The sequence below is a fragment of the Mucilaginibacter sp. 3215 genome (assembly GCF_050433785.1).
Taxonomy (GTDB): domain Bacteria; phylum Bacteroidota; class Bacteroidia; order Sphingobacteriales; family Sphingobacteriaceae; genus Mucilaginibacter.
Window position 1 is genome coordinate 37,320 of sequence record NZ_JBNPWO010000001.1, and the last position, 11,891, is coordinate 49,210.

At 41.6% G+C, this 11,891-nt stretch carries 8 protein-coding genes; 2 read left to right on the plus strand and 6 right to left on the minus strand.

Features of this window, described 5'->3' with window-relative positions; translation table 11 throughout:
• Positions 1-167: 167 nt before the first annotated feature.
• From ABIC84_RS00155 to spt, 6 genes are all read right to left on the minus strand, one after another.
• The gene (locus ABIC84_RS00155) at positions 168-908 is read right to left on the minus strand and encodes a CDP-alcohol phosphatidyltransferase family protein (protein WP_090526345.1); all 741 of its coding nucleotides are present in this window, start codon (positions 906-908) and stop codon (positions 168-170) included.
• Between the two features lie 29 nt (positions 909-937).
• Entirely contained in the window at positions 938-3,502 is a 2,565-nt protein-coding gene (locus ABIC84_RS00160; RefSeq protein WP_090526347.1) for a DUF5686 family protein, read from the minus strand.
• 606 nt (positions 3,503-4,108) lie between these two features.
• On the minus strand, positions 4,109-5,431 hold the full coding sequence (locus tag ABIC84_RS00165; protein ID WP_090526349.1) for an inositol-3-phosphate synthase: 1,323 nt from the start codon (positions 5,429-5,431) through the stop codon (positions 4,109-4,111).
• A 33-nt stretch (positions 5,432-5,464) separates the two neighbouring features.
• Positions 5,465-6,451: an NAD-dependent epimerase/dehydratase family protein gene (locus tag ABIC84_RS00170; RefSeq protein ID WP_429262302.1), complete on the minus strand. Its 987-nt coding sequence runs from the start codon at positions 6,449-6,451 to the stop codon at positions 5,465-5,467.
• Positions 6,448-7,566 carry a GNAT family N-acetyltransferase gene (locus ABIC84_RS00175; RefSeq protein WP_429262303.1) on the minus strand — a complete coding sequence of 373 codons (1,119 nt, stop codon included), beginning with the start codon at positions 7,564-7,566 and terminating at the stop codon, positions 6,448-6,450. Before ABIC84_RS00175 ends, ABIC84_RS00170 begins: the two co-directional genes overlap by 4 nt.
• A gap of 104 nt (positions 7,567-7,670) precedes the next feature.
• Positions 7,671-8,879, minus strand: coding sequence for a serine palmitoyltransferase (gene spt, locus ABIC84_RS00180; protein ID WP_090526354.1), 1,209 nt, complete (start codon positions 8,877-8,879; stop codon positions 7,671-7,673).
• 371 nt (positions 8,880-9,250) lie between these two features.
• Here spt and ABIC84_RS00185 point away from each other — a divergent pair, with 371 nt between their 5' ends.
• A complete protein-coding gene (locus tag ABIC84_RS00185; RefSeq protein WP_429262304.1) occupies positions 9,251-10,603 on the plus strand; it encodes a TolC family protein in 1,353 nt (450 codons plus the stop codon).
• Between the two features lie 53 nt (positions 10,604-10,656).
• Positions 10,657-11,832: an efflux RND transporter periplasmic adaptor subunit gene (locus ABIC84_RS00190; protein ID WP_429262305.1), complete on the plus strand. Its 1,176-nt coding sequence runs from the start codon at positions 10,657-10,659 to the stop codon at positions 11,830-11,832.
• Positions 11,833-11,891 lie beyond the last annotated feature (59 nt).

Here is an 11,891-nt window from a genome sequence, read left to right on the forward strand (position 1 = left end):
TAACCAACAAAAGGCAATTTTAGCAAAGATATTGCTAAGTGTAAATGCCTTTATTTTATTGTTACGAAGATATGATATTTGTTGCGAAGTCTTAAGCCTAAAGTTTACGGTCTTAAGATAAGTAATTCAACGTCCCCGCTTAAGACTTTTGACTTAGAACTACAGGCTTACTTACCTTCCTCCTCCTCCAGTTTAATTAAAGCTTTTTTAGCTTCTCTTAACCTGTTAAACGCGGTAATATTGGTTAAAACGGCAAGTATTACCAATGGGATAGTAAATATCGATATGGTTTCAAATACATGAAATTTGATGCCGGGAACAAATAATTTATAGTTACCGCCGATGTATTGAGCTACTATGCCCGATAAAGCTGCGCATAAGCCGATAGTTACTACACGTTCAGGTCTTTGCATTAAACCGCCTTTAATTTCAACACCTAAACCTTCAGCACGTGCACGTACATAACTAACCATCATGGAGCCGATCAGCGCTATAAACGCGGCTATCGAGCTCAGGAAGTAGTGATGTGCCACCAGGTAATAGCAAATGCCAAGGAACATGATCAATTCGCTGTAGCGGTCAAGTACGGAATCATACAAAGCACCAAAGGTTGATTTCATATTGCCTAAGCGGGCTACCTGACCGTCAAGCATATCAAATAAGCCTGCAAAAAGGATGAGGCCGCCGGCCCAGCCAACATAGCTCAGGTCGCCGCGGTTACCTTCTTCGGCACCTAAAATAAATATCCCTGCAACGCCTACATTAAGTACAAAACCTATGGTAGTAACTGCATTGGGGGTTAAGCCTATTTTTATAAGGATCTTCACAAACGGATCAATAACCTTATATATCCCTAACTGTAGGTTGGTTCTGAATGATCTCCTAAGTGTTGTTGTTTGCTGTTCCATTTTTCTCTCTGCTTGTTTAGGTGCAATGATTAGAAGTCGAATTTAACCCTTGTGCGCAGGCCCCATTGGGCAACGTTTGGCTGGTCAAGGTAGTTAAAGCGCCTCACAAAATCTATGCGTATAAATTTAAATATATTTTCTATACCAACACTACCCTCAACATAAGGCGTTTTGCCCAATGTATAAGTAATCGGCACGCCATCGGTGCCAACAGGTAGTTGATATAATGACGGATGTATCGAAGGATTGTTTTGATCAGACAGGCCGCCGTATAGTACTTTTAACGATGCGGTTTCGCGCCATTTCAATTTCTTTAGCAAAGGTATTTTATTAAAGAAGAAACCGCTGAAGTGCTGATCTATCCTGAAGCTGGCATATTTATCACTCACAAACTCCAAAAAATTCATTAAGTTGTATGAGTCGAGGTCATACGCGTAAGTTTGGTTAGCCCTGTGTATGGTTAACAAAGGGTACGGCACCGAACCAAAGATTTTACCTGCCGAAACGTTGATATCCGCATAACCTAACTGCGAAAAGTAAAAGCGTTTATCAGCGCGGAAGTCAAGCTTTTGATAATTGTATTCGCCGGCAAATAAGCCTTTAATACCTTGAGCATAATCAAGTTCAAAGGCCGGGTATTTGTTAGGGATAGGGATGCGATAGATCTTGCCCTGGTAAAACTGCTCATGAGGTGCCCAGCGGATACTTCCGGTAAGCTCGGTGGTGGTTAAATGATGGATAGAATTTGGCAGATCATTAACAACATTATCAAAATATAATGATCCCGCCGGCTCCTGGGTCCATTTTTTGAAGCCCGCGGCAAACGAAAGATGGCTTTCCAGTTCGTGTAAATAATCAAACCTGTAAAAATCGTTATAAAGGAACTTATCGTTCACACCACGCTTAAACGATAACAGGAAGTTATCCTCCTGCACAAACTGCAGGCTTGCGCCAGGGATTTTGGTATCACGCTGAAAACTTGCCCTAATATAGTTTTGAGGGAAACGATAGATAGATTTATTATTAATGGAGTAGGTTGCACTTAAAAAGTACTTCCAGCGCTCGTCTTTAAAACCATAAGCTGCATAAGTTTCAAAATAATAACGTTTGCTTAATTCGGGTGTTGTACGGCCGCCTACACGTAAACGGAAACCTTCAACCGGGTTAAAGCTGTAAAATGTGTTGGCAGGACCTAACTCAAATTTACCAAAGCCTTTATAGCCTGCAAGCAGGAGCGTTGCTATATCAACCGTACGTTTAAACGAAGGCATATTACGCAGGCTGTCGATGTTTTTATAAACCTTTGATTCGGCAAGCGTTAAAGTATCCGGCCTGTTTTCCTGCCAGAAGGATTCGGGGCGATGTTTCACTTCATCGCTTAATTCAGCATATGGCGATCCCTGATAAGTTGTATCCGGCCGGGGTTTGTTAACCACGTAATTGCTGTAGGTTATGGCCCGGATACCAAATAAACCACTCTTTGCATCTTTTTTGGAAGCGCCAAAATCTGCAATGGTAGTACTTTTGCTCAGATGATATCGGCCATCGGGGTTTTGCTGAAACTCCAGGTTAACGGTCATCGACCTGATAAAGTTGATGTTGATATGTTTATTAATGGTCAGGTCGCACTTTTGTACAGCGTAGTTACCATCAAGCGTAATGTAGATACTACCCTCAAAAAGTACGTCGGTTGTATTGCGGGGGGTAAAGTCAAGCTTAACCAGTTTGTTGTTATGTGCGTCAACAATGGTATCGGCAATAAAGTATTTGTAATAGTTCGGCGAGTTGTCAGATATCGGGCTAAGAAACTGGCTGGTTATCAAAAATACGTTGTTAGTATAAATATCAACCTTATTGTATAAGTGCTTGAAATATTGGGTAAGCCCTTCATTATCGATACCCGCACCGTAGTTAACACTTTTTTGGCCGGTTATATCTTCCCTTGTTTTTTCGGGGTTTTTACGGTAATAAACCTGCTGCAGCTTTTCATCAAGATAAATAGGCAGCAATGATTTGCCTGGTACCAATGAGCTATCGCGGTTATCTAAAATGAACTTATACTTGCGAAAGAATTTCCTGTCCGAAAACTGGGCGGATACATTGCTTAGTGCAAACATCATTTTATCATACTCCTTGTATTCAACATAGTTGTATGCTTCGGGGCGGTTCTTTTCTTTATTTTCGATAACCTTACGGATCAGCTCAACAGCGGGGTTGTCTTTATTACGGTACTTAGGTTTTTTGCCCGATTTTACCACAACCTCGTTAAGTTGCTGAGAAGCGGGGAACATCTTTACATTGATAACCTGCTCTTTACCGGGAACAACAGCTAAAAAAGCATCTTTATAGCCTAAAAATGAAATTTTGATTTGTTTATATTGCTGATTGTTTGTAGCAAGGCGATATTTGCCATTAACATCTGTAGTGGTACCGGTAGTGCTGCCCGTAAAAGAAATACTAACAGAAGGCAGGGTTTGTTTGTTACCTGCATCAGTAACAGTACCCGTTATTACCGTTTGCTGCGCATATAATGCCGAAGCAGAGAAGAACAGTATTAAGAAAAATAAGCTTTTATAAAATTTTTTACAATCCATGTACTTTGTGCATTGTGCAAATACAAACTTCTTTTTTCGGCTTAACACTTTTATTATCGGATAAAGAGGTATGTATCAGTTATTCAAATATTTTTGGCAGATTGATTATGCCTGCCTCCGTATGTTTTTCATTGTTCTGCCGCTTAATCTTTCTACACTTACCTTGTTTTGTACACTCCCGGCAGATGGTTATTACGGAGTTTACAATTAACAGGCCAAAGGTAAAAAAAATCACTACAGACTAATGTGGTCAAAAAGTCAAATATTGTTTACAGCTATTTACGCTATCATATTACTGTAATTATAACTAAACTCAAACAACGGCTTGGCCGGTTAGTTAGTATTCCTATTGTTTGCTGTTAGTTATATAATCAATTGCGTAACGATCTGATAATTAGATGTTATTTGCCATTTTTTGATTGTTTGGAAGAAGCCTTTAGGTCAATAAATAACATTATTTAACAAATTAACATTAGCGCCAATAAGACTATTGCTTTAAAATAATGTTACTTGCGTATGATCATTTTTACCTGATAAAAACAAAACAGCCGTAATGCAGGGTTTAGTTGCTTACGGCTGTTTTGACGGTATTTGGTAATTTAACGATTATTCGGTCGCGAACATATCGTCATAATAATCCAAACCAAGGTGGGTGATCAGGTCTTCGCCCATCAGGTAACGAAGGGTATTCTCCAATTTGATCAGTTGTTTAAAGATGTCATTTTCTGCATGTAAACCCGGGGCAGTTTGAGGCGATTTCAGGTAGAATGACAGCCATTCCTGGATACCGCTCATGCCGGCACGTTTAGCCAGATCGCAGAAGATAGCCAAATCAAGCGCGATAGGGGCAGCAAGGATTGAGTCGCGGCAAAGGAAGTTGATCTTGATCTGCATTTTGTAGCCTAACCAGCCAAAAATATCGATGTTATCCCAGCTCTCTTTGTTATCACCATGCGGAGGGTAGTAGTTGATACGGATCTTGTGGTAGATGTTACCATAAAGTTCCTGGTTATCTTCCGGTTTGAAGATATCTTCCAATACACCCAGTTTTGATACTTCTTTAGTTTTGAAGTTATCCGGATCGTCAAGAACCCAGCCATCGCGATTACCCAAAATGTTGGTCGAGAACCAACCATGTACACCTAATGAACGTGCTGCCAAACCTGGGGCCAATACTGTTTTCATTAAAGTTTGACCTGTTTTGAAATCTTTACCAGCAATCGGGGTTTTGGTTAATTTAGCCAGTTCGATCAATGCAGGGATATCAACTGTTAAGTTAGGGGCACCATTAGCAAAAGGAACGCCTAATTTTAAAGCTGCGTAAGCATAAATCATGCTTGGAGCGATCAGCTTGTCGTCATTTTTCAATCCTTCTTCAAAAGCGGCTAATGACTGATGTACAGCAGATGCTTCATAATAGATCTCGGTTGAACCACACCATACCAACACAACCCTGTCAAGACCATTAGCCTCTTTAAAGTTTTTGATATCTTCCATTACCTGCTCGGCAAGTTCAAGCCTGGTTCCGGTTTTAACGTGGGTGCCATCAAGGTTTTTAGCGTAGTTTTTATCAAACGCGGCTTTCATTGGCTTTATAGCTTCCAATTCGGCTTTAACCGAATGTAAAAGTCCTGCTTCCAGTACCTGTGCGTTTGAGGCAGCTTCAAATACGTTATCTTCATAAACATCCCAACCGCCAAATACGATGTCGTTTAAATCGGCTAAAGGAACAAATTCTTTAATTTTCGGGTTACGGTTTTCGGTTCTTTTTCCTAAACGTATGTGGCCCATTTGAGTAAGGGAGCCAATTGGCTGCGAGATGCCTTTTTTAACGGCCTCTACGCCGGCAATTAAGGTAGTTGCTACAGCGCCTAACCCGGGGATCAGGATGCCAAGCTTACCTTTAGCAGGTGTAATGTTGATTTTCATTTATGTTACTATTATTTATTTCAAATTAATCGGCTAAAGCCATTTGTTGGCTTTATACCATTTTAGCGTTTCGGCCATGCCGCTTTGCAGATTGTATAAAGGATAAAAACCCAGGTCGGATTTAGCTGCTTCAATATCGCAATTCCAGTTAATGGCGGTCAGTTCATTAAGCTTTTCGATATTCAGCACTGCAGCTTTGTTGCTCAAAGAACTTATTTTTTCAGATACTGCTGCAATCATTTTAACAAAATTTACAGGCAGATGAAACTTTAGCGTTTTTAGCATTAATACCTCTTTGGTGATGGTGCCTAACTCATAACGGTTATAAAAGTTACCATCGCTCAGGTTATATGTCTTGTTATTGCCACCGTATAAAGCCTTGATACTTGCTTTGGCCAGGTCTTTAACATATATAAAGCTGAGTTTTTGCTGCGCCTTGCCTATATAGGGCTCAATACCCTTCACTATCTGTTTAAAAAATATAAATATGCCGGTGTCCCTCGGTCCGTAAACCGCGGTAGGTCTTAGTATGGTATAATTCAGGCCGCTCACCGTTTTTAATTTCTGTTCGGCAAGCAATTTGCTCCTGCCATATGCTGTAACAGGGTGCGGAGGGGTTGCTTCGGTTATGGTGCCGGTTAGCGTATTAAGCGGCCCAACCGAAGCCAGGCTGCCAATAAGTACAAACTTTTTTAAATCGGGGCAAGCTTCATAAGCCGCCGAAGCAAGGTTATGGGTATATGTAGCATTGATCCGGTTATATTCGGCTTCGGAGCGGGCACTGGTTACACCTGCCGCGTGGATGATATAATCGGGCTTTATCTCGGCCAGTTGCTTCTTTAATGTTTCCTTATTGTTAAATTCGGGATAGATATATTGGATATCTAAATCGTTTAAGTGACTTATTACACTGCTTTTTCTGATGGCTATAAAAACCTCCAGATTGTTTTGTAAGGCCTCTTCAATCAAATGATATCCAACAAATCCGCTTCCACCGGTTATTAAAACCCGCTCCCTCATATCGCTTTTTGATATAACCTGTATTTTTTATAAGGATCGCCCTTTATAGCTTCAATGGCACGGTTCATCATATCGTTGTTCTCCAGTGTCCAGCCGGCTTCGGCATGTTTATAACCCTTGGCCTTATATTCCTTTATGATGGTGCCATATAAACAGGCCTCGATACCCATTTTGCGGTAATCTTCAATAACACCGAGGGCATAAATACGGATGCCGGTAATGCTTTTTTTGCTGAACAGTAATTTGAAAATACCGGTTGGCAACAAGCGGCCGCGTTTTATTTTTTTGAAAATGTCATTATAGTCGGGCAGGGCCAGGCCAAAGGCAACTATCTTACCGCGCTGCTCGGCCACGATGGCAAAATCAGGATCGAGGATCAGTTTAAGATCTTTGGCCAGGTAATCGTACTCTTCATTGGTCAGGGGCACAAAACCAGTGTTTTTGTCCCAGGCTGAGTTATACACTTCGCGCAGTTTGGCGGCTTCCTCCTTGAAATTTTTAAGGTTGATCTTACGGATAATGATATCATTTCGCTTTAACCGCTCTTCAAGCGCGTTTAATAAACGTACTGATTTATCATCATAAGCTTGGCCGTCCCAGTGCCAGGCAATCAGATCGACATCTTTAGCAAAACCAAAATTTTCGACCAGGTTAGCGTAATAAGCAAAGTTATAGGTGTTCATCAGGAATGGCGAACTGTCAAAACCTTCTACCAGCAGGCCGCAAGGCTCATTGGTTGAAAAGTTGGTAGGGCCTAATAATTTACCGGTAACGCCTTTTTCTTTAAGCCATTTGGTAACGGTTTCAAAAAGCAGGTTAGATACCGCTGTGTTGTTAATACAATCAAAAAAGCCAAAAAAGCCATCGTTAACATGGCTGTATTCGTTATGGCCGTTATTAAGGATCGCGGCTATCCGGCCAACAATTTTATCGCCATCATAAGCTAAAAAGGGTTGTACGGTATTGTGTTTGTGGAAGGGGTGTTTGGTTAAGAGGTCCCTTTGGGCAATAAACAACTCAGGAACATAGTAAGGATCGTCCTTGTAAAGGTCATGAGGGAAATCAATAAACGAAGCCAGTTCTTTTTTTGACTTAACCGTTACTATTGTAATCATGTGTGGTAAATGATTGAATAAAGCAAATTGGTATGCTTTAAAATAAAAAGTGCATTTAGCTTACCTTAATAAAAAAGCAGCTAAATGCACCAAGGTTTTTTTCATTATATTTTTTCTTTAACAGAAGCGGTTACACCAACTTCTTTAAAGGCTTTTGACAGTTTTTCAACGGCTTCGTCAATTTGCTCAAAGGTATGGGTAGCCATCAATGAGAAACGAAGCAGTGACGAATCGGAAGGAACGGCAGGGGATACAACCGGGTTGACAAATACACCAGAAGCTTGCAGGTGTTTGGTAACAGCGAAAGTTTTTTCGTTATCACGAACGTAGATCGGCAAAATAGGGCTTTCGGTAGGGCCAAGGTCAAAACCTTCTTCCAGCAAAAGTTTCATGGCATAATTGGTGTTATCCCATAATTTTTCGATACGCTCCGGTTCCGACTCAATAATATCTAATGCCGCAATCACGCTGGCTACAGAGCCCGGAGGCATACTCGCGCTAAACATCAATGAACGTGCACGATGTTTGATATAATCAATAGTATCCTGGTCGCTGGCAATAAAACCACCTAATGATGCTAATGATTTACTGAAAGTACCCATGATCAGGTCAACTTCATTGGTAAGGTTAAAGTGTGAGGCGGTACCTGCACCTTTATCACCAATTACACCAAGGCTGTGGGCATCATCAACCATGATATTGGCACCATAAGTATCGGCAAGCTCAACGATTTTAGGCAATTTAACAATGTCACCTTCCATGCTGAAAATACCGTCAACAGCGATAATCTTCACGGCATCTTCAGGAAGTATGCTTAATTTGCGTTCCAAATCGGCCATATCGTTATGAGCGTACTTGATCACTTTTGAAAACGACAGGCGGCTGCCGTCAATGATACAGGCATGGTCATACTCATCAAGTATGATATAGTCATTCCGGCCGGTAACGCACGAAAGTACACCAAGGTTAACCTGGTAACCTGTGCTGAATAAAACAGTAGCTTCTTTGCCTACATAGTTAGCAAGCCTGTTTTCAAGCTCAATGTGGATATCAAGTGTGCCGTTCAAAAAACGTGAACCGGCACAGCCTGTGCCATATTTGTCAATTGCTTTTTTTGAAGCTTCTTTGATTTTTGGATGATTGGTAAGGCCTAAGTATGAGTTAGAACCAAACATTAATACCCGCTTGTTGTCAATAATTACCTCAGTGTCTTGTGCAGACTCAATAGGCCTGAAATAAGGATATAACCCCCGTTCACGCAGCATATTTGCTACTTGAAACTGAGCGATTTTCCCATGTAGTTTTTTAACCATGTATATTAACTCTGCTTAAATTTTGTGTAAAAATACCATGAATAAGCATATAACTTATACGGTGTGTGTAAATTTTTTTAAAATAATGCCTATTAACGTATCAATACTACTTAAGAAGCACACAAATTCTTACACGGCAAATTAATTAATTTTTTTGTTTATATCGAGCCTATTATTTTCATTTTTTTGTCAAAAGCCCAAAAAGCTGATACTATCCCGTGTTTTTGTAATTTTTTACGTAAAATTCTTGTTCGTGATTTTAAATTAGTAATATTAATTACATATTCGCATTCCCCGTAACAATCTTGCACTAATTATAAAATTTTTCTTATAATTTTTGCCTGATATACATTGTTATTTATAGCTACCCTATGAAAAAACACAAGTACTTTTTGGCGCTTCTTGTACTTAATTTAACATTGAATTTACATAGCAATAGTTATGCCCAAACTGCCGTTGATAGTATAAGCGGACCGGTTTCCCTAAAACAGGCTATTGACTTTGCCTTGCGTAACCAACCAACAGTAAGGCAGGCTTCCATTGATGAACAGATCAATGAGCGTGATATTAGAATTGGCCTGTCGGCCTGGCTGCCGCAGGTGAACGGCTCGGGCCTTTATAATTATTACTATAAGGGCAGCCCGCAGGCTGGTGCCTCCGGTGCTAACATCCCCAGCAACGCGGGCAGTATCCGTAACCTTTCAACCTTGGGCGTTACGGCCTCACAGGTATTATATAACAACGATGTATTTCTTGCTTCAAGGGCGAAAAGATATTCGCGCGAGTACTATAAGCAGAACACCTTGAGCAGCCAGATTGATGTAGTAAGTGATGTAAGCAAAGCTTTCTTTGATGTTTTACTATCCGGCAAACAACTTGACATCACTAATGAGGACATCATCAGGTTGCAAAGAAGCCTGAAGGATGCGAAAAGCAGGTATACCGCCGGTATATCCGATCCTACGGATTATAAGCAGGCAACCATCGCTTTAAATAATTCATTGGCTACCCGTAAACAAACTGAAGAAGCCATCAAAAGTAAAACGGCTTTATTAAAACAGATCATGGGCGTAGGGGCGGCTACACCGTTAAGCCTTTCCTATGATTCGAGCCGGTATGAGCAGGAGGCCAGTATTGATACTTTACAATCGCTCAATGTAAATAACCGGATCGAATACCGTTTGCTCGAAACAACAAAGGCACTCAATAATCTCAACGTAAATTACTACCGCTTTGGGTTTTTGCCTTCATTATCGGCGGTAGGGAGTTACCAGCATGCATACTTCAGTCATGATTTTGGTGATTTGTATAATAAATCTTTCCCTACAGGTTATGTTGGCTTAACGCTGGCTGTACCTATTTTCCAGGGGACGAAGCGCCTGCAAAACCTTGCTAAAGCCAGGCTGCAGGTTGAACGTACTGACCTTGACCTGATAAACACAAAAAATAGTATTTATACGGAGTACACCCAGGCATTGGCGGCATATAAAAGCAATTATACCAGCTATCAGCTCATTCGCGAAAATGTAACACTGGCAAAAGATGTATATAAGGTGGTAAGCCTGCAATACCGCGAGGGGGTAAAAACCTACCTCGACGTAATTGTATCGCAGGCCGATCTTCGTACTGCCGAACTGAGCTATTATAATGCCCTGTTCAATTTGCTCAGCAGTAAAATTGACCTGCAGAGGGCCCTTGGAATCCTGCCTGTTCAGCAACCATAAGATATTGTTATAAAAAATAAAAACTACAGCAACACACGAACAACCTATTCTACATGAAACATACATATATATATTGGTTAGCCCCTGCAGCACTTTTAACTTGGGCATCATGCGGTAAACCTCAAAAGGGCGGGCCGGCGGCCATGCCCCCAACCCCAGTATACCTTGCCGACGCTAAAACAGCCGAAGCAGTATATTATGATAAATACCAGGGTATTGTGGTTTCGGTGAACACTGTCGAACTGCGCAGCCAGGTACCGGGTTTTGTAACCGGTATATTTTTTAAAGAGGGAGATGTTGTGCAGAAGGGCAAAGTATTGTATGAAATAGATAAACGCAAATACCAGGCTGCTTTTGACCAGGCCAAAGCTAATGTGCTAAGCGCCGAAGCCAATTTGGTTAAAGCGCAAAAAGACATTGACAGGTATAACATGCTGCTTAAGAGCGATGCGATTGCCCGTCAGACAGTGGATCAGGCGCAGGCTGCCTACGAGACCAATAAAAGCCAGGTTGCTGTAGCCAAAGCCGCGCTTGAGTCGGCCCGTACTGATTTGTCATATGCCACCATTACCGCGCCTTTCACGGGGCGAATAGGGATCTCGCAGGTGAGGCTTGGAACACAGGTAGCAGCAGGCACCACATTGATGAACACCATATCCGCCGAGCACCCAATAGGTGTTGATGTGGTGGTCAACGAGCAGGACATCAACCGCTTTTATGGCCTTCAAAAGTCAAGCACCGACAGTACCTTTAAACTCGTGCTGCCCGATGGAAGTAAATACAACAAGACAGGCAAAGTACTGGCGATTGACAGGGGCGTGAGCAATCAAACCGGCAGCATTAGGGTGAGGATCCAGTTTCCGAACGAGGATGACGTGCTGAAGGATGGCATGAGCTGCGTTTTGCAGGTGCTGAACAGCCAATCGGGCGAGCGGGTGCAGATTCCGTTTAAAGCGGTGACCGAGCAAATGGGCGAGTTTTTTGTTTTCGCAACAAGAGATACCGTTGTTAAAGACACAGCTGCCGATAAAACGGTTAAGGACAGGCGTGATACAATTGCAAAACAGGTGAAGGTGAAATTAGGGCCGCGTATTAACAGCGATGTAGTGATAATGGATGGCATAAAACAAGGCGATAAAGTAATTACCGATGGTTTTCAGCGTTTGCGCGATGGTGGTAGGGTCACTACCGGAACAGCCGCGCCGGCAGGAGCAGCACCCAAAAAATAAATTTATATCAACAGGAAAAATTTTAAGCCGAAGAAGGGGTGCATCTACCCTGGAAAACT